Origin of the sequence: Neotamlana laminarinivorans (assembly GCF_020523925.1) — a bacterium.
In the GTDB taxonomy this organism is placed as follows: domain Bacteria; phylum Bacteroidota; class Bacteroidia; order Flavobacteriales; family Flavobacteriaceae; genus Neotamlana; species Neotamlana laminarinivorans.
On sequence record NZ_JAJAPW010000002.1, the window covers coordinates 1 to 22251 of the forward strand.

Here is a 22251-nt window from a genome sequence, read left to right on the forward strand (position 1 = left end):
ACAACTTACTGCATCGCCTACAGCATTGTAAGGCGTTATGCTTACGTAAATAGTTGTGGTCTCTGGTAAATCTGATACGAAATCGTAGGTTAATACATTGCCAACATCTTCTGCATTCAAAATATCTATTCCCCCTGATGTTGTACCTACTGTTAGCTTATAACCTGAAGCATCTGAAATAGCTGTCCATGATAAATTGGTAGTTATTGAAACATCTGTTGAACCGTTTAACGGACTTGTTAATGCTGTACACATTGGAACTGTTGGAAGTGTTTCTGTACTGAAACTTTCTTCTGCACAACTTACTGCATCGCCTACAGCATTGTATGGCGTTATGCTTACGTAAATAGTTGTGGTCTCTGGTAAATCTGATACGAAATCGTAGGTTAATACATTACCAACATCTTCGGCATTTAAAATATCTGTCCCTCCTGATGTTGTACCTACTGTTAGCTTATAACCTGTAGCATCTGAAATAGCTGTCCATGATAAATTGGTAGTTATTGAAACATCTGTTGAACCGTTTAACGGACTTGTTAATGCTGTACACATTGGAACTGTTGGAAGTGTTTCTGTACTGAAACTTTCTTCTGCACAACTTACTGCATCGCCTACAGCATTGTAAGGCGTTATGCTTACGTAAATATCAGACGTTTCTGGTAAATCTGATACGAAATCGTAGGTTAATACATTACCAACATCTTCGGCATTCAAAATATCTATTCCCCCTGATGTTGTACCTACTGTTAGCTTATAACCTGTAGCATCTGAAATAGCTGTCCATGATAAATTGGTAGTTATTGAAACATCTGTTGAACCGTTTAACGGACTTGTTAATGCTGTACACATTGGAACTGTTGGAAGTGTTTCTGTACTGAAACTTTCTTCTGCACAACTTACTGCATCGCCTACAGCATTGTATGGCGTTATGCTTACGTAAATATCAGACGTTTCTGGTAAATCTGATACGAAATCGTAGGTTAATACATTACCAACATCTTCGGCATTCAAAATATCTGTCCCTCCTGATGTTGTTCCTACTGTTAGCTTATAACCTGTAGCATCTGAAATAGCTGTCCATGATAAATTGGTAGTTATTGAAACATCTGTTGAACCGTTTAACGGACTTGTTAATGCTGTACACATTGGAACTGTTGGAAGTGTTTCTGTACTGAAGCTTTCTTCTGTACAACTTACTGCATCGCCTACTACATTATAAGGCGTTATGGTAACATAAATCTCAGACGTTTCTGGTAAATCTGATACGAAATCGTAGGTTAATACATTACCAACATCTTCTGCATTTAAAATATCTGTCCCTCCTGATGTTGTTCCTACTGTTAGCTTATAACCTGTAGCATCTGAAATAGCTGTCCATGATAAATTGGTAGTTATTGAAACATCTGTTGAACCGTTTAACGGACTTGTTAATGCTGTACACATTGGAGCAGAAGTAGGAATTGCTGCAGTTGTAAAACTTTCTTCAGTACAACCTACCGCATCACCTACTGCATTGTATGGCGTGATGGTTACATAATGTTTTCTATTAGCTTCTAAATCATCAGAAAAAGTATAAGTTGTTGCATTACCATTATCAATACTATTAAGAACTTCTATACCTCCAGGTGTAATACCAACACTTATTAAGTAGCCTGTAGCATCTACAACACTATTCCAGCTTATTTCCAGATTAGTTGTTCCTACATTTATTGCGCCGTTTAATGGACTTATTAGTGTTGTACATAAAGGCACTACTGGAATAAGTTCAGTTTTAAAAGACTCTTCTAAACAGCCAGAAGCATCACCCTCATCATTATAAGGGATTATGGATACATAAATATTGGTATCTTCAGGTAAATCTGTTGTAAAATCGTATACTGTAATATTACCAACATCTTCGTTATTTACAATATCACTACCTCCTGGTGTTGTTCCTACTGTTAATTGATAACCGTCTGCATTTGAAATAGCATTCCAACTTAAATCAGTAGAAACTTCTATATCTTCAGAGCCATCTATAGGAGATATAAGTGATGTACAATTTGGTATTGTAGCCGGACTATTAGATATTGTAAAACTTTCTTCTGCACAAGGCCCAATTGCTTCTCCAATATAATTAAAAGGAATTATGGTTACATATACAACATCACCAATATTGAAGTCTGCTGCAAATTCATAAAAGGTTTCATTAGTAACCGTTTCTCTATCTAATATATCGTTACCTCCAGAAGTAGTTCCTACTGTTAAATAATACCCTTCTGCATATAGTACATGTTCCCAAGTAATATTTGCATTAACAGGTACATTTATATCGCCGTTTACTGGAGACACTAATTGTGTACATTCTGGAATTGGACAATCTAAAACGTCTAAACTAAATGTCCATCCATAATTATCAATCATGGATTGTCTTTCATCTTTAGCATCACAATACACTAATGACTTAGCCCCTAACGTAATTCCTGGAGTTAATATTTGTTCTGACCAAGCTATTAAAGTATTATCGTAATTTTCGCGAGTTAATGCCGTGTCGTCCAGCATATTTGACATATCATTTACTCCTGTTACATCCCAATCTCCTATATATTGATCAAAACTTATAGCATCATGAAACATATCTTCCATTGTTACATCTCCAATTAGCCATTCACTTAAAGATTGGTTAAAAGTACTTGCCTCCTGGAACATACCTTTCATTGAAATAACATTATTAGTTCTCCAACTATTTATTGGTTTATTAAAGCTTGAAGCGCCGTTAAACATATCTTCCATTGTAGTTACGGCTCTAACGTTCCATCCGTTTAAATCTCCATTAAAATTAATTGCATCTTGAAACATATTTTCCATAGTAGTTACAGAAGCAACATTCCATACTGTTAGAGGTTGATTAAAGGCTTGTGCTTCTCTAAACATATCTTGCATGTTCTTTACAAAAGAAGTGTTCCAGTTATTTAAGGGTTCATTAAAAAGTGTAGCTCCATAAAACATTGCCTCCATGGTTAATGCTTCGCCTGTATCCCATGAATTTAATGGTTGATTAAAAGCTTCTGCATTTTTAAACATGGATTCGAAATTGGTTACTACAGAAACATTCCAATCCATTGCTTGGTTGTATACCAAAGCTCCTTCAAACATTGATGGCATTAATGTTACAGAACTTAAATCCCAGGTTAAAAGTTGATTAAACACTATAGCATCTTCAAACATATTACTCATGTTTGCCACGGCACTTACATCCCATTCATTTAATGGTTGATTAAAAACAGAAGCTCCATGAAACATGCTAGACATATTTACTACAGAATTTACATCCCAGCTATTTAAGGGTTCATTAAAGCTAGTAGCGTAACTAAACATAGATGACATATTGGTTACTTCCGTTACATTCCAACTATCTATATTTTGATTAAAGTTATCGGCACCGTAAAACATAGATGACATATTGGTTACTTTAGAGACATCCCAATCATCTAATGGTTGGTTAAAAGCATCTGCTTCATAAAACATTTCATTTGTACTTAACAACACAGGTGTGTCCCAACTATTTAACGGTTGATTAAACACTGTGGCTTCTCTAAACATTCGATACATTGTTATTACAGACGAAACATCCCAACTATCTATTTCACCATTAAAAGCTTCTGCATTATAAAACATACTAGACATGTTTTCTACTTTTGAAACATCCCAACCATTTAAAGATTGGTTAAAAGCATTAGAATAAGTAAACATACCTTCCATGGTTATTACATTTCCAACAATCCAGGAATTTAAAGGTTGGTTAAAACTATTTGTTGATGAAAACATCCTAGACATGTTTGTAACATTACTAACATCCCAACCATTAATATCTTGGTTAAATGCAACCGCATTATAAAACATGTAACTCATGTTTTCAACACTACTAACATCCCAACCATTAATATCTTGGTTAAATGCAACCGCATTATAAAACATGTAACTCATGTTTTCAACACTACTAACATCCCAATTAATTATGTTACTTTGCTCTTCATTACCTGAATCATTTATATAAGAATTAAATGACCTACAGCCATAAAACATATATTCCATATTAGTTACATTCGTAAGATTGGGAATATCTGAAGCTTTATATTCCATGTTATCACAATCACGAAATGCACGTCTCATTGATTCCCAAACTTGTGACCCCCATTGATCTATAGATATTAATTTGTTAGAGTCTCCTGTAGTATAATAATTATAATGTGCTGGGTAATCTCCTATTATTGATACTGTATATTCTCCAGGTATTGCATATGTATGTGTTATTGAACCTGTAACATTATTGTTGTACTGTCCATCTCCCCAGTCGATAGAATAATTATAACTATAACTACTATTTGCTCCTATTTTAATTTGATCATTATCACTAGAATAAACATCTGTAAGGGTGGTGTCAAATGTTAGTTTAAAAGCATCAGGACTATCTACCCAACTATCTACAACAGAAAAACTTACTTCGCTACAACCCGTTGCCGGACCTAAATCATTATAAGGCACAACTGTTATATAAATAATATCTCCTGCTTCAAAAAAATCATTAGAAAAACCTATACCTGTTACATTACCAACATCGTAATTATTTAGTATATTTCCGCCAAAAATCACATAACCACGAGCTCCTGCTCGCTCTACCTCTAAAGTAACAGTATATCCTGTTGCATTTGGTGTTGCCTCCCAAATAATGTGGCTATTGGCGGGAATTGCGGTATCACTTGCTCGTGGAGCCAAAATTTGTGTACAAAAAACATTTGAACAATTTACTAGATCACCAGAAATTGTCCATCCATAATTATCAATTAAACTTTGCCTTTGGTTTAAAGCATCGCAATATTTTAAATTAGTAGCCCCTAAATCTACACCCGTTTTAACAGCTTGAGAAGACCATGCTATTAAAATATCGTCATAATTTTCTTGAGAAATACCACTACTTGAAAGCATCCCCAACATATTACTAACATTTGAAATATCCCAACTTCCAATATTTTGATTAAACAAAATAGCACTGTTAAACATACTACTCATATTAGTAACACTACTAACAAGCCAACCGCTTATATCCTGATTAAAAACATCTGCACCACTAAACATATAGCTCATGTTGCTAACTTTACTAACATCCCAACCACTTATATCTTGATTAAACGCATCTGCATTATTAAACATATAACTCATGTTTGTAACATTGCTTACATCCCATAAATTTAAAGGTTGATTAAAGCTTGATGCAGAAGAAAACATTCTAGACATGTTTGAAACGTTAGATGTATCCCAATTGTTTAATGGTTGATTAAAAGTAGAAGCATAATAAAACATTTCGCTCATATCAGTAACGCTAGTTACTATCCAACCATTTATATCTTGATTAAAAGCAGAAGCAGAAGAAAACATTTCGCTCATGTTAGTAACGCTACTTACTACCCAACCACTTATATCTTGATTAAAAGTAGATGCACTATCAAACATACCTTGCATATTGGTAACATTAGCTACAGCCCAATTACTTATATCTTGATTAAAATTTCTCGCATCTCGAAACATATAACTCATGTTTTCAACATTACTAACAACCCAATTGTTTAATGGCTGATTAAATTGCATGCTGAGGTAAAACCCGTCGAACATTCTATTCATGTTAGTTACACTACTAACATCCCAACTATTTAAAGGTTGATTAAATACTCTATCTCTCTGAAACATTCCAGACATATCTGTAACATTTGAAACTATCCAATTATCTATAGATTGGTTAAACACCGAGAAAGCAAACATATAGGACATATCTGTAACATTAGAAACCACCCAATTATTTAAGGGTTGACTAAAACTTTTTGCAGAATAAAACATCCCAGACATGTTTGTAACATTACTAACATCCCAACCATTAATATCTTGATTAAATGCAACCGCATTATAAAACATTCCATACATTGTAGCTACCGCAGCTGTTCTCCAGTTATCTAATGGTTCATTAAAACTTTGGGCAGAAAAAAACGTTTCAGACATATCTGTAACTGCAGCTGTGTTCCACAAATCCAAAGGCCTATTAAACGTACTACATTCTCTAAAAATTCCAGATAAATTTGTAATAGTACTAATATCCCAATTATTTAAAATTCCATTAAATAAAGTACACCCCCTAAACATGTTTTGTAAACTTGTTACTTGCGATAAATCTGGAGCATCAATTAAATCAAAATTCATATTTTCACAACCATAAAAAGCATTTTCCATGGTTTGCCATTCTATAGACGAGCCCCATTCAAGAATTTGAATAATTTTAATTTTATCACCGCCATCGTTAAAATAGATAGCGGGAAAATCGCCACTAATTTCTATAGTATAAGTTCCTGGTGTGGTGTAATTGTGAGTAATATTACCTGTAATTCCAGTATCTGAAGTACCGTCTCCCCAATTTACATTATAATTATATGTTGTAAAAACAGGATTTGTTGGGATGGTAATTTGGTTATCTGCTGAAGATCCCGTTTCTATATTACTTGTATTCCATATAGATCTAAAATTTTGAGAAAAAACATTTAGTCCTATAAAAAAAATAAAGTATACAAGATACTTTTTTCGCATAATCTATTTTATCTTTAATTATTTATTGTAAATAAACTTTTAAAAAGCCAAATTAAGAAGTTGGCCAACTTTATAAATACGCACAAACCTTTCTGGTTAAGTTGTTTATAGTTATATTTTAAACACCGCGTTGCGTATAGTTTATTGTTTTTTTACAGAATTTATTAAACTAATCAATGTCTTTTCAGCATCCTTATTTTCAAAGGAGAGTAAGGATTTTGAATTTACAATTAAATATTTTTCAACTGTACTATCATCATTTCTCATTTCTACAGTTATATATTTCGTCCTTTTCAATTGAAAAGATTTTGGATACCCAATTCTATCAAAATTATATGATTTAGATGGTTTGAATTTCTTTTTAAGTACAATTTTATCTCCTATTATTTTAGCATTACATACATATATAAATTGATAAATTAAAAAGCCAACCAGAGCAACAAAAACTATTCCGCCAATTACCATTCCACCATTGAATTTTTGTTCTTTTATTACTGAGATTAGAACAGGAATCATAAAAAGCACTAACACACTTCCTCCATACAGTCCAATATTAGTCCAATTAGATGATAATTTGATTTCATTTTGATTATTATTCATATTGATTTTATTTTAGTTACACACAACTCTTAAATAAAGAGATGATTAAACATTTTTTTACTTAAATTATTAAGCAGCAAAGGTAAGTTTTTGAGAAGCTCATTTAAATCACGTTTTTCAGGGAAAATTTACCCCCTGAAAACAGGGAGACGAGAGAGAGGTGAATATTTATTAAATTTTACTAAATAAAAAAACCCGTTAAATTTTACATTTAACGGGTTTTTTTATTATTTAATTTGTTTACCATTTTTATCAAAAAAATGATATTCTAGGTATGTGTAAGCATCTCTTGGTAAAATTTTCACCCATTTTTTATGTTCTAAAAACCATTTAGAACGTACTGATGGAAAACCTTTTGTTAAGAAGGCTGCTATAAAAGGGTGTGTGTTTAGAGTCACCTTTGTATAGTCTTTTTTAAATAGTTTTTCAAGGTCGTGCGTTATTTTTTGTACAACACCAATTGGTGCTTCTATTTCGGCGCCATTGGCACCATTAGGATTTTCTTCCCGAGTTTTAATATCTAGCTCAGGACGTACACGTTGTCTTGTTATTTGTATCAATCCAAATTTACTTGGAGGCAATATTTTGTGTTTAGCCCTATCATCTTTCATTTCATCTCTTAAATGATTGAAAAGCTTTTGCCTATTTTGCGAATTTGTCATATCTATAAAATCGACTACAATTATACCACCCATGTCACGCAAGCGTAATTGGCGGGCTATTTCTGTTGCCGCTATTAGATTAACTTCAAGTGCAGTTTCCTCTTGGTTGTTAGCTTTGTTAGATCTGTTACCGCTATTTACATCTACAACATGAAGGGCCTCGGTATGTTCAATTACCAAATAGGCACCTTTAGACATAGATACGGTTTTTCCAAAGGAAGTTTTAATTTGTCTTTCAATTCCAAATTTTTCAAAAATTGGAACTTTAGATTGATATAATTTAACTATTGATTCTTTGTTTGGTGCAATTTCTTGCAAATAATCTTTAATTTGAATGTAAAGCTCTTCGTCATCTACTGTAATTCCTGTAAAGGTATCGTTGAATATATCTCGAAGAATAGACGAGGCTTTATTCATTTCACCTAAAACTTTTGTAGGATGATGTGCTTTGTGTAGCTTTTTACTCATTGCTGTCCAGCGACTAAGCAAGTTTTGTAAATCTTTATCTAGTTCAGCTACTTTTTTGCCTTGTGCTACGGTACGAACAATAACACCAAAACCTGCTGGTGTTATGCTTTTTACTAAACGTTTTAGCCTATCTTTTTCTTCTTTGTCTTCAATTTTTTGAGAAATAGAAATACGATTAGAAAAAGGTACTAAAACAATATATCTACCGGCTATAGAAAGCTCGCTGCTTATTCTAGGCCCTTTTGTAGATATAGGTTCTTTTACTATTTGTACCAATAACGATTGATTTGATTTTAGGACGTCTACAATTTTGCCGCCTTTATCAATATCTTTTTCAAATGGGAAATTTTTTAAAGAAAAATCTTTTAGTTTACCTGTGCTTACACGTTTTGTGAATTTTAAAAGAGAAGGTAATTTTGGCCCTAAATCGTGATAATGCAAAAATGCATCTTTCTCGTAACCTACATTAACAAATGCAGCATTAAGACCAGGAACAGTTTTTCTTATTTTGGCTATAAACACATCGCCAACCGAAAATTTATTCTCACCTTCATCTTTCTGTAATTCAATAAGTTTTCCATCTTTTAATAAGGCAAAATCAACATTTTCAGAACCAGATCGAATAATCAATTCTTTATCCATTTTGTTAATTTTAATCCATCACGTAATAGTGTGACAGATGGATTATACATTATTTTTTGTCACAGGATTTAATCCGTGGAGTTCAAAAGCACCGGTTTAGATGCTAAAAAATAGTGAACTCATTTCAAAGAACTTGTTTGTTTTTTTAAAATCAAAAAAAAAGTAGTCAATCACTAACTACTTTTTTTGATTTATTTTTTCTTTTTGTGACGGTTAGCGCGTCTACGTTTCTTACGTTTGTGCGTCGCTACCTTATGTCTTTTACGTTTTTTACCACTTGGCATAAATAGTTGTCTTTTTAAATTAATAATTATTTTAAAACTGAATTCCAACTAAATCCGGAAAACAGCCATTTTGTTTTACTTAACGTCTACATTTGTTTTAACCCCCTCAACAAAAACTTTTGCAGGTTTAAATGCAGGAATGTTGTGAGCAGGAATTTTTATAGTAGTATTTTTAGAAATATTTCTCCCTGTTTTTTCAGCTCTAGTTTTAATAATAAAGCTACCAAACCCTCTTAGGTAAACATTATCTCCACTTTCTAAAGAAGTTTTTACCTCATCCATAAACGATTCAACAGTTGCTTGTACATCTCCTTTTTCAATTCCTAACTTCTCAGAAATTTTTGCTACTAAATCAGCCTTAGTCATACTTAATATTTTTTATTTGGGTTACTATTAATTTTAAAGGGATGCAAATATAGGAATTTAATATTCAATATTTCAAACCTAATTCACTAAAATTTAATATCATAAACGTTTATTTTTGTTTGCTCTATATAAAACAGCTCATGAACTTTACTAAATCAATAATATATTGGTACTCAACAAATAAGCGAGACTTACCTTGGAGAAAAACCGTAAACCCTTATAAAATATGGCTCTCCGAAATTATTTTACAGCAAACTCAAGTTAAGCAAGGGTTACCTTATTACGAAGCTTTTGTAAGCAAATATCCTACTATTTTTCACTTAGCAAATGCTCCAGAAAACAATGTTTTAAAACTATGGCAAGGTTTAGGTTATTATTCGCGTGCTAGAAATTTACATGCCACCGCAAAACACATTGTAAACGAATTTAATGGGGTGTTTCCTAACACTTATAAAGATATAATAAAACTAAAAGGTATTGGCGATTACACTGCAAGTGCAATAGCATCAATTTGTTTTAATGAGGTTACAGCTGTGGTTGATGGGAACGTATACCGAGTACTATCAAGATATTTTAATATTGACACTCCCATTAATTCAAGTAAGGGTGCCAAAGAATTTAAAAGCTTAGCACAAGAGCTTATAAACAAAAAAGACCCTGCACTTTTTAACCAAGCCATTATGGAATTTGGTGCAAAACAATGCAAACCAAAAAACCCAGACTGTAATTCGTGCCCACTAAATAATAGTTGCTTAGCCTTAAGCTTAAAAAAAATAGATGCTTTACCCGTAAAAACTAAAGCTGTTAAGGCCAAGAAAAAATATTTTAATTTCCTAATTTACATTACCAAAGACAACCAAACTATACTGGAAAAAAGAGAAGGTAAAGGTATTTGGCAAAACTTACATCAGTTTCCTTTAATTGAAACTAAAAAACCTATAAACGCTAAAACATTAAATGATGTTATTAAAAGTTATACATTTTTAAAAAATAAAAAATTTCAACTCTCATTATATAACAGTCAACCTGTAATACACAAATTATCGCATCAACATTTGTACACCAAGTTCTGGATAATTAACATTGATAAGCTTGAGGGGAACACCATTCCTATTACTAAAATTAAAAATTACCCTGTTCCTGTTTTAATTAGCAATTTTATAGAATCGTTTAATTTTAATTTAGTTTAACACCTTCAATCATATTTTTTTATTAATTTTAAAATTGACATACAAATAGTTACATTTGCTGTCTTTTAAACAAAAATATTATGTCCGGAACCTTAAATAAAGTTATGCTAATTGGCCACCTAGGAGATGAAGTGAAAATGCACTACTTTGAAGGTGGTGGCTGTGTAGGTAGGTTTCCTTTAGCTACCAACGAAACCTACACAAATAAGCAAACAAATGAACGCGTTACAAACACCGAATGGCATAACATAGTAGTAAGAAATAAAGGTGCCGAAATTTGTGAAAAATATTTAAACAAAGGCGATAAAGTTTATATTGAAGGACGTTTAAAAACCAGAAAGTGGCAAGACGAAAAAGGTAACGATAGATACGCTACCGAAATACAATGTACAGACTTTACTTTTCTTACCACAAAAAATGAAAGTGAAAATACATCTATAGCAACACAACAAAAACCACAGGCCACACAAACAAAACCTGTTGAACCTGTTGAAAGCGATGATGATCTTCCTTTTTAAGTTTAACTAAATTAACCATAATTGGATCCCGACCCTGCCAGTTTAATAACTCCACTTTTATCAATTGATGTTTCAGTTGTACTTGGCTTTGCCTTGCTTTTTTTACTGTTAATTTGTTCTGCATTAATTTCTGGTGCAGAGGTAGCATTATTTTCAATTAGCAAAACAGATTTAGAAGATGGTTTTGATGAAAAATCTAAACCCATTCAAATTATATTACAACTCTTAGAACGCCCCAAAAAACTACTCGCTACTATACTTGTGGCCAATAATTTTATAAATATAGCTGTAGTTATTTTGTTTGCCTTTTTAGGCGATTTTATGTTTGGAGGTATTACCAGCGTACAAGTTAAGTTTATTTTAGAAGTTGTTGTAGTTACCTTTTTAATTTTACTTTTTGGTGAAATTTTACCCAAAATTTATGCCAGCAGAAACAATGTTAAATTTGCTATGTTTATGGCATTCCCTTTACGAGTTCTAGATGTAATTTTATCTCCCATTAGCCTACCTATGCGCAGTGTAACTTTGGCTATTCATAATAAATTAGGAAAACAAAAATCTAACCTAAGTATAGACCAACTTTCTCAAGCATTAGAACTTACAAGTGAAGAAGACACCACAAAAGAAGAACACAAAATTCTACAAGGTATTGTATCGTTTGGCAATACCGATACAAAACAAGTTATGCGCCCACGCATAGATATTTTTGCACTAAATATAGATCAAAAATATAGCGAAATCATGCCTGAAATTGTAAACAATGGTTATTCCAGAATACCAGTTTATAAAGACAATATAGATACTATTGAAGGCATACTTTACGTTAAAGACCTATTACCATATGTAGACCGAAAACAATTTGATTGGACAAGCTTATTACGCGAACCCTTTTTTGTGCCCGAAAACAAAAAACTTGACGATTTAATGGCCGAATTTCAAGAGAAAAAAGTGCACTTAGCTGTTGTTGTTGATGAATATGGTGGCACATCTGGACTTATTTCTTTAGAAGATATTATAGAAGAAATTGTTGGTGATATTAGTGACGAGTTTGATGATGAAGACCTAACATACTCTAAACTAGATGAAAATAATTATATTTTTGAAGGAAAAACAACTTTAAAAGATATTTACAAAATAATAAAACTAGAAGACGACACTCCTTTTGAAGAAAATAAAGGTGAAGCTGAAACTATTGCTGGTTTTGTTCTAGAAATTTCAGGTAGTTTCCCAAAACTAAACAGTAAAATAAATTTTGAAAACTACGTTTTTACTATTGAAGCTATGGATAAAAAACGTATTAAATTAGTAAAATTCACAATTTTGTAATGATAAAATATACGTACATAATACTTTTAGTTATTTGTTTTTCATGTAACGAAGACTATAAACCCAAACCAAAAGCCCAGTTACGTTTAGATTTTCCAGAAACAAATTACGTTACCACTAATTTAGATTTACCTTTTACTTTCGATAAAAATCTGATAGCTGAAAAGATTAAAATAAAACCTTTAAAATCTACAACTAAAAGTTATGGTCTTAATTTAGAATATCCAGCATTAAAAGGCACTATATTTATAACCTATAAAGCCATTGAAAATAATCAACAAAATTTAAAAGATTATTTAAAAGACGCACAAAAGTTTACTTTAGAACACACCCAAAAAGCCGATGAGATTCCTGCTTACCCTTACGAAGATAGTAGTAGAAAAGTTTATGGATTATTATCTGAAGTTAAAGGAGACGTAGCCTCTCCAGCACAATTTTATGTTACCGATAGTATAAATCATTTCATAACTGGATCTGTTTATTTTTATGCTAAACCCAACTACGATTCTATTTATCCTGCAGCTCAATATTTACAAAACGATGTTAAGCGCTTAATGGAATCATTACAATGGAAATAAAAAAGCCAGAGAAATAAACTCTGGCTTTTTATTTTATTATAAATATTATCTACTCCCAAGTATTTTCGGCAGCATCGCCTCCCCAAATAAGCGTTGCTAAATAAGGATTATCGATAAACGGATTACGGTTTCCTTGTGCACCGTAAATTACGTTGTTACGTTGTTTTTCGAACTCTGAAACAGGATCTTCTGCATTCCATTTTAAAAACAACTCTAAAGAACCTACTTCGGCAAAAGAATCGCCGTAACGAATATGTACATACATAACCATACGTGCCACATCGCCTTTCCAATCATCTCCTGGATACCATTCTTGGTTAGTTAGTAAATAACTCCCACTACCTTCTCGATACGGATGATTACTACGCTGACTATTTATACTTTGATCGCATACACGCATATGATGTATATCGTTTGGTGCTTCTTCACTATCATTTAACAAAGACTGCGGATAAATATGCTCTGTATTAAAACTTGTTATTTCATAAGTATTTGTTGGGGAATCATATTCTTCCCAATACCTACTTTCTCCACTGTATATTAATACAACATTATCTGTGTTACTCATGTCTTCGTCTGCATCATACAAATAGTTATGGCGTTGCCCATAAGTAAGTTTAGTTGTATGCTTTGTTTCTGTAACAGTTTCTAATTCACTTAACATTACATCGGTATCTGTTGTAAAAATTACGTCTTCATAATACTCCATTAATTCTGATGGCATATTAAACACCATTGGTGTTATAATTTTAATATTTACCGTTGCCGTTGAGCAATATGGTGTAGCATCGTCGTCACATATAGTATATGTAAAAGAATCTGTTCCTGTAAAATCTGCTGGTGGCGTATAACTAACAGTTCCATCTGTGTTTAAAACTACTGCACCTACAGATAATGCATTATCAATTGAAGAAACAACTGCGTCGTCAATTACTGTATCGTTTTCCAAAACACTAATTGTAATGTTCGATGAATTTTCAGATATATTTACAATATCATCAAAAGCTTCAGGGTTACCTTCATCTATTACCGTAATTGTAACTGTAGCGGTTACACAAGTTGGTGTTTCGTCATTATCACATAAGGTATAGGTAAATGTATCTTCGCCTGAAAAACCGTTATTTGAAGTGTATGATATTGTATAATCATTATTTAACACAACTTCACCGTTAGTTGAACTGGCGTCTACAGATGTTAATTCTGCTCCATCTAATAACGTATCGTTACTTAAAACATTAAAGGTTATTGATGCATTTTCTAATACCTCAAAAGCATCATCGACTGCAATAGCATCGCCTTCATCGGTTACGGTAATACTAACCGAAGCTGTATCACAATTAGGATTAGCGAAACCATCGCAAATAGTATACTCGAAAGTATCGGTGCCTGTAAAACCATCTAAAGGTGTATAAACTAACTTGCTCGAAGATTGTGTGATACTACCTCCATTAACAGATACTGCATCGAAATCATTTAAAGTGGCGTTATTAATTAAGGTATCGTTATTTAATACATCTATAATAACAGCTGTGTTTTCTTGCGTAGTTACAGTATCGTCTAAAGCTATTGGTGGCTCCACTGTGTTATCACTTGAATTATCACTACAGCCAAATATTGCCATTAGAACAATGAAATAAATACATTTTTTCATAATAAATTTTATTAAAAAAGTAAAAAAAACCCCTTAAAAATAAGAGGTTTTTCAAAATATTATAATTGAATTTTAGGTTAGTTATTATCAACCCATTCTCCGTTTTCTTTTATAACTTTAAATGTTTCGAAGGCATCAGAACCAATCCAAACTGCATATGATACAGAATATTTTTGACCTTCCTCTGCACTAGGATCGATTTCATCTAATAAAAACTTAATAGTCTCTAGAATCATTTCATCGCTCCAATACGCAGAATTACCTTCTCTTCTATCGTAGTTACCATAGCTACCCATACTTGCTGCGGCACTTATAAAACCATCAACATCTGCAAATTCTGCAGCTATAGTTGTATAATCGGCACCAACCATAGTATATTGAATAGTGTTATCTGGCAACCAAGCACCATCTTCGTAACCAAATTGAAGTGTCTGTTCAATTACACTTTGTACAGCATTCCAAGAAGAACCATCGTATACAAAATTCACGTATTCTACTACTGTTTCATCACCATTATAAAAATCGTAAGCAACAGCTATCATATCATCTTCGAAAGCATAAGGGTATTGCTGAGATAAATAAATCGCTAACTTATATAAGGCTTCATCTTCATCATCAAAATTAGGATAAGATTGTCCCATTGCAGTATAAGCTTCTTCAGAAATACTAAAAGGTTCTGCCCATCCATCTGTTAAAACAAATAATGTAGTTTCATCTAGTAATAATTGAGGTGATTTAATATACACTCCACCAGAATAAGTTAAATCCATAGTTTCAGTAAAATTTGTACCGCCGTCGTAAATTGCAAAAGTTACAGCATATCTTTCATCTTCAACACCTGCACTTAAAACAACGTTTAAAGCTTCAACAATCATATCGTCACTCCAATAAGCAGCATTAGTTGGTCTTCTCTCGAAGTTACCGTAGTCATTCATACTAGTAGTAGCGTCTGGGTAAGTACTGCTTAAGGCTGCAACAATCGCATCGTAATCTTCGTCTACAAGCTCAGACTCGTTTACTGTTAATTTTACATAAGCTGTTCCGTTGTATTCTACTAAAAATGTTTCAGTTCCACTTGAACCATTGTAAATAGCAAAAGTTACATTATACTGCTGCCCAAGAGAGGCTGTAGGTAAAATTACATTTAATGCTTCAACAATCATATCATCACTCCAATAGGCAGAATTACCTTCTCTTCTATCGAAGTTACTATAGTTTGCTGCACTCTCTGCTGGATCTGGATAAGTTGATGACAAAGCAGATCCTATAGCATCAAAATCATCTCCTGTAATTTCATATAAAATAACATCGGCTAAAGTAGCGTAAGTTAAATTCACATATGTTCCTTTTTCAGCAGTTTCATACCTTAAATCGAAAAAGTTTTCAATATCTGTCATTGAAGTAAAAGCTTCTAGACCTAATTCGCTATAATCTGAAGATGTAACCGTATAATCTTCAAAAGATAAAGGATCGTAAAGCAAATAAGTTACATTAGCTAAAGATGATTCTCCCCATACAGGAAATCTTTCAGCTAATAGATCTGGAATTAAAAGTCTTGCTTCATCTTCTGAACTAAAGTTTCCGTAGCTTAAACTTAGGAAATCGTAGTCATCATCTGTTAATGTGTAATCCGTAACACCTGTTAAGTAATCGATTCCTTCTGTTTCTTGAGAATCAAGCTCTTCGTAGATGTCTTCCATTGGGTTACATGAAGTAAATACTCCCCCAACGATTAGTATTAATAAATAAATAAATTTTTTCATAATAATTTCTTTTTCAATTAAAATCTAAATTTAGCACCAAGGCTATAAGTTCTTCCGAAACCATACCAAACTAATGCTGTATCATAGGTGTGACCGGAACCATCAGTAGCATCAGCAATATACTCAGTATTAAATATATTGTTTACGTTAAGTATAATTGTTGAATCGAAACCTAACAAATCAAAACCGTAGCGGAAGTTAGCATCCATTGTAGTATAATTTGGCATTTTCCAAGCTTGAGCTGTATCAATTTCTGAAACATCATCGTATTGTCTTCCTGTTGGATCGAAATCTGCATAGTTATCTCCAAAGTAATTAAAATCAAGACCTATGTACGTTTTATCGAAGAAGTTGTAATCGGCAGATAAAGCAGCAGTTGTTTGAGCAGCATTACCAACTTTTAAACCTTTCATAGCAATATTAATTGGATCGCCTACGGCATTTTGGTCTTCATCAAAAATTTGAACATTTTCAATATTATCATCCCATTTCCAATCTCCAACAGATAACATACCTGTAAGTGTTAATTTATCTATAGGTTGATATACGGCATCAATCTCAATACCTGTGTGCAATGCATTAACTCCTGTTAAGTTAAACACAAAGTTTTCACCGTTTGAACCTGGTACACTTCTGGTATCTGTTTTATCGTTCCATCTTGTGTAATATAGGTTTACGTTAGCTCTAAATTTAGAGCTTCTAAAGCCGTATCCTAATTCTGCACTAAATATTTTTTGATTTTCTGCATCATCGTTAATTAATTCGTTATCGAAGTTTGAGAAAACTGCATCGAATCCTGGCGCTTTTTCGAAATAACCAATATTAGCAAACACATTATTTTTGCCATCAAGGTTGTAGTTAGCACCACCTTTAATCATATAACCCATAAAGTTATATCTATCTGTTTCTTGAAGTGGATCGTTATCTAAATATTGGAAATAATCAATTCTTTTATATGATGTATTTGATAAAGATAAAGAAACAAATCCTGCTAATTTATCTTTACTATACTCTAGTTGACCGAATAAACCTTGCCATCCTACAACACCATCGTTATTGTAATCTCTTTTATCACCTACCTTGGCAATTCTGTTAGGGTTGTTAACATCGCTATCTTCTAAAACGAAATCACCACCTAATAAATCTGTAATTTCAGAATAATGAAGTCCTCTGTATGATCTAATATCTAATCCTGCTAAAAACACTAAATTTTCGTTTAAATCTGTTTTTAAAGTAGAAAGACCACCAAACCAGTTATGACTATTAATTGAAGCTCTTAAGTAAGCCTCAGACTCTTCACCATTTGCAGCATTTTCTTGGTTAATTTCTACGATAGAATCAAAATCGATTGGTTGGTCGTCTGCTCCTAATCTTAAGTTAAATAAGTCACGGTTTTCACCAGCAGTACCACCGCCGCCTCCACGACCCCAAGAAGCATAAATTGCAGTAGATAAAGATGTATTATCGTTAATATCCCAGTGGTGATTAAGAGACGTTTGAGATTTGTGATAAAAGTTATCTTCAGTATTTAAAATCTGTCCGTTTTTATATCCCCAATCTGGGTTAAATTTAATTCCACTTTCTGCCGAACGATATTTAGAAATCAAACTTCTATTTTGTCTTTGACCATGCTCTTGTGGCGCACCAAAAGAAGTTAGAGAAAGCGTATGGTTCTCACCAATTTTTTTTGCGATACTAACAAAATAGTTATAACCCTCAAATTGAGTACCATCGATATAACCTTCTCCATCTAATTTAGCAAAAGATGCTGTTGCGGCCCAACCGTTATCCATTAAACCTGTAGATAAAGTAAAACCTCTTTTAAAGTAACCTGCATTACCTATAGTTGTTGTTACGTTTCCTCCAGCCTCTTGATCTGTAGTTTTTGTTAAGATGTTAATTGTACCTCCAATGGAAGGAACAGCTACTTTAGCAGCACCTAAACCACGTTGCACTTGCATTGAACGTGTAACATCTGATAAACCTGCCCAGTTAGACCAATATACCGCACCGTTTTCCATGTCGTTAACAGGTACACCGTTAATCATTACAGCTACGTTTTCAGACTCGAAACCACGTAAGTTAATTCTAGAGTCACCAAAACCACCACCTGATTTGGTAGCATACACACCTGGTGTAGATTTTAGGATTTCTGGAAATTCTTGAGTTCCTAATTTAATCTCAATATCTTCTGCTTTTACGGTAGAAACAGCTACTGGCGTTTTTCTATCTACTGCAACCGAAGCAATAATTTGAATCTCATCAAGACCTACTTGGCTAGATTCTAAATAAATGTTTCCTAAACTAGCACCGTCAGAAAAAGTGATGGTTTTTGAAGTGTAACCAACAAAAGTAATTACTAGTTCCCCAGAAGGCTGATTTGTTGCTAATGAAAAGTTACCATCGAAATCTGTTACAACCCCGTTTGAAGTACCTTTTTCAATAACGTTTGCACCTGGTAGCGGAAGATTTGATCCTGCTTCCATAATTGTACCTGTTACAGTACTTTGTGCCATAACAACCGCAGAGAATAAAAACACTACAGCTGCTAATAAATTTTGAGTAAATTTTCTCATAATTTTTAAAAAAGTTATTTATTATTTTTTTGAAATTAGTCCGTGCAAATTTAGTTACATTAAGATATTTGAAGTTACCTTAATGTTAAGAAATTTAACAACAGCCTATAAAACTAGAGAAAAAAAATGAGAAAAAATCAATGAATTTAAAAAAAACATGAAAAAAATAACGGAAAATACATAAAAAGCCTACAATTCAATAAACAAATAACATAAAACTGTGTTAACATAAATAAAAAAAGCCACTGATAAATCAGTGACTCTTTTATAAATTTAATTATTTTATGTATTAAAACTCGTACTTAACTGAAGCATTCCAAGTAAATCCATTAGTATTATAATAACCAAATACATCAGTATTTTGTAAAGCTATTTTATCTAATAAGTTATAACCATTAGCTCTAACAGTTAATTTATTATCCCCAAAATTGAAACCATACTCTATACCTGCATCAAGCAAAAAGTAAGCGGGTAATACACCTGCATCCTCTGTTTCGATATCTGAATCTGAAAAATCTATTTCATTTTGGTAGTGGTTAGCATAGTAGTTCCAGTTACCATCGATTCTTAGACCTTCAATAATTTCTGCATCAAATACAGCACCTGCTGTAAATTGAGGAGCTGTAGTTACATGTACTCCACTAATATCTTCACCTTCTGCAGTAGAAATTAAAGAACCATCGTCATCGCTATAAGTGTCGATTTTTTCAATATCTCTGTAAACCCAGCTTCCTGAAGATAAATAAGCTCCAAGATTAACTTTATTAGCTACACGATATCTTAAATCTAATTCTATTCCTTTATGTTCTTGTTGTACACCTCTTCTAAAGTATCTAACATCTACTTCAGAATTGTTAATAATTTCAGAACCTGTTGTTAAAATAACTCTGTTATCCCAGTTTGTATAATAAAAATCGAAGTTGGCTCTAAATTTAGATTTTGTAAATCTAAACCCTGTTTCGAAACTAGTAATATCTTCGTTATCTACTTCTGGCTCTACTAAGTCGTTTGAATATTGAATATTGCTAAAAACATTATCTAAAAATGGTTGACGAGAATAATGTCCTGCATTACCAAATATTGTAAACTCTTCAGTAATATCATAACTTAAACCTCCTTTAAGGTTATATCCTATTTTATTTAATTTTTCAGATTTACCAGCACCATACATTCTACCTTCTCTCTGGTAGGATTGATTAGATAAAGCTCCTTGGAAAAAAGCTGAAAATTCATTTTTTGAATATTCTATTTGTGAGAATATACCTTGATAGTTTATAGTTTCAGAGTAATCGTAAGCTATTCTTTGATCTTCATCTGCAAAATCAAATAAAGTAGACCATGGGTTAATACTAAATGCATCGGTTACAACTATATCATCTGCTCTATCATTAGCCCATCCATTTAATCCGTAAAAATCTATTACTTGTCTGAAGTGATCTCCTTTGTAAAATCTAAAATCTGCACCAACATTAAAGTTAACAAACTCACTTAACTCTCTCTCGTAGTTAGTTACTAAACCAAACCATTGGTGATTATTCATTGAAGCTCTACGGATATAATTACCTTCTTCTTCTCCACCAGATAAAATATAATAATCTCCAGATTGTCCAATACCGTCAGGATCCGCAAGGTTTTGTTGTTCTATACCGTAGTAATCCATTAAGCCTTCATCTGTTCTTACACGACCATCACCACGATCGCCTGTTCCGCCACCACGACCAATTGAAGCGTATGCTACTGTTGATAATTGAGAGGCATCATCTATAGTCCAGTCCCAGTTAAGGTTCATTACTGGTTTATGGTAAAAGTTTGTTCTTTCTGACTCTACATCATCAGTATAATAACCTGTTGCTGAATCTAAACCAGAAGTATAACCCCAGTGTTGGTTATATTTAGGATCTTCTTCTATAGTAGATAAACTTTGAGACCATCTTTGACCGTGTTGTTGTGGTGCACCTGTAATTAAAAAGTTAAATGCATGGTTTTCGTTAGGCTTATATCCTACAGAGAAGAAATATGTTTGACCAGAACCAAAAGTTCCATCGGCCCATTTGTTTTCTGCTTGCCAATGATCTAACAATACAGAGAAAGACCAACCTTTATCGTTAATTCCTGTATCGTAAGAAACTGTTCCTTTATAATATTGATCGTTACCTGTTAAAAATCTAGCAAAACCACCTTGCTTTCTATCTGTAGATTTCATTACTAAGTTCATTGTACCACCTACAGATGAAATAGCTAACTTAGATGAACCTAAACCTCTTTGAACCTGTACTCCGTTTGCAACATCTGCAATACCAGCCCAGTTAGACCAATATACTAACCCATCTTCCATACCATTTACTGGCTGTCCGTTTAGTAGTACAGCAATGTTTGATTGATCAAAACCACGCATATAAAGTTGGCTATCTCCAAAACCTGTTTGACCAGAAACATATACTGAAGGCGTGTTTTTTACAATTTCTGCAACTTCAACGTTACCTACAGATTTGCTTTGTATTGTTCCTTTATTAATAGTACTTACAGCAACTGGTGTTTTTCTATCTGATGCTAAATCGATAACACCAGACCCAGTAATTACAATAGTTTCTAGTGAATTGTCTGGAGATAATTTAACTTCTCCTAAATTAGTATCTCCATTAAAAGGCAATACAATTTTACCATAACCAACAAAAGTTATAATGATTTGACCCGAAGACTCTTTAGTTGTTAACGTAAATTTTCCATCGAAATCTGAAGAAACACCATTACTTGTTCCTTTTTCAATAACATTAGCACCTGGAAGTGGTGTGTTTAAATCAGCGTCAATTACAGTACCTGTAATTGTACTTTGCGCAATTAAGCTTGTTGCAAACAAAAAGCTTACAACAAAAAATAAATTTTGAGCAATTTTTCTCATAATTTGATAAAAGTTTGATTTTTTATTTAAAAGTTAATCGGGGCAAAATTAATGATTACAATAAATCTAATATTAAGTAAATATTAACAAACATCAATTTTGACACAGCCTACAAACCT

12 protein-coding genes are annotated in these 22251 nt (G+C 32.8%); 4 read left to right on the forward strand and 8 right to left on the reverse strand.

What is annotated here, in order from left to right; translation table 11 throughout:
• From LG649_RS03870 to LG649_RS03885, 4 genes are all read right to left on the reverse strand, one after another.
• On the reverse strand, positions 1-6609 hold a 6609-nt coding region (locus tag LG649_RS03870; RefSeq protein ID WP_226541113.1), incomplete at its 3' end, for a BspA family leucine-rich repeat surface protein.
• Positions 6610-6750: 141 nt separating this feature from the next.
• On the reverse strand, positions 6751-7209 hold the full coding sequence (locus LG649_RS03875) for a hypothetical protein (protein WP_226541115.1): 459 nt from the start codon (positions 7207-7209) through the stop codon (positions 6751-6753).
• 227 nt (positions 7210-7436) lie between these two features.
• Positions 7437-8981: an Rne/Rng family ribonuclease gene (locus LG649_RS03880; protein WP_226541116.1), complete on the reverse strand. Its 1545-nt coding sequence runs from the start codon at positions 8979-8981 to the stop codon at positions 7437-7439.
• Positions 8982-9340: 359 nt separating this feature from the next.
• A complete protein-coding gene (locus LG649_RS03885; protein WP_044633095.1) occupies positions 9341-9631 on the reverse strand; it encodes an HU family DNA-binding protein in 291 nt (96 codons plus the stop codon).
• Positions 9632-9771: 140 nt separating this feature from the next.
• Between LG649_RS03885 and mutY the strand changes: the two genes are divergently transcribed.
• From mutY to gldD, 4 genes are all read left to right on the forward strand, one after another.
• Positions 9772-10821: an A/G-specific adenine glycosylase gene (mutY, locus tag LG649_RS03890; RefSeq protein ID WP_226541119.1), complete on the forward strand. Its 1050-nt coding sequence runs from the start codon at positions 9772-9774 to the stop codon at positions 10819-10821.
• An 80-nt stretch (positions 10822-10901) separates the two neighbouring features.
• Entirely contained in the window at positions 10902-11339 is a 438-nt protein-coding gene (locus LG649_RS03895) for a single-stranded DNA-binding protein (RefSeq protein WP_226541127.1), read from the forward strand.
• Between the two features lie 21 nt (positions 11340-11360).
• Entirely contained in the window at positions 11361-12665 is a 1305-nt protein-coding gene (locus tag LG649_RS03900) for a gliding motility-associated protein GldE (RefSeq protein WP_226541128.1), read from the forward strand.
• The gene (gene gldD / locus LG649_RS03905; RefSeq protein WP_226541129.1) at positions 12665-13243 is read left to right on the forward strand and encodes a gliding motility lipoprotein GldD; all 579 of its coding nucleotides are present in this window, start codon (positions 12665-12667) and stop codon (positions 13241-13243) included. Before LG649_RS03900 ends, gldD begins: the two co-directional genes overlap by 1 nt.
• Before the next feature lie 49 nt (positions 13244-13292).
• Here the strand turns inward: gldD and LG649_RS03910 are convergent, their stop codons facing one another.
• The 4 genes from LG649_RS03910 to LG649_RS03925 form a co-directional block, all read right to left on the reverse strand.
• Complete coding sequence (locus LG649_RS03910; protein ID WP_226541131.1) at positions 13293-14894, reverse strand: Ig-like domain-containing protein; 1602 nt, start codon at positions 14892-14894, stop codon at positions 13293-13295.
• A gap of 77 nt (positions 14895-14971) precedes the next feature.
• Positions 14972-16657 (reverse strand): hypothetical protein, encoded by a 1686-nt coding sequence (locus tag LG649_RS03915; protein ID WP_226541133.1) that lies wholly within the window; start codon positions 16655-16657, stop codon positions 14972-14974.
• A 17-nt stretch (positions 16658-16674) separates the two neighbouring features.
• On the reverse strand, positions 16675-19233 hold the full coding sequence (locus LG649_RS03920; RefSeq protein WP_226541135.1) for a TonB-dependent receptor: 2559 nt from the start codon (positions 19231-19233) through the stop codon (positions 16675-16677).
• A gap of 289 nt (positions 19234-19522) precedes the next feature.
• A complete protein-coding gene (locus LG649_RS03925) occupies positions 19523-22132 on the reverse strand; it encodes a TonB-dependent receptor (protein ID WP_226541137.1) in 2610 nt (869 codons plus the stop codon).
• Positions 22133-22251 lie beyond the last annotated feature (119 nt).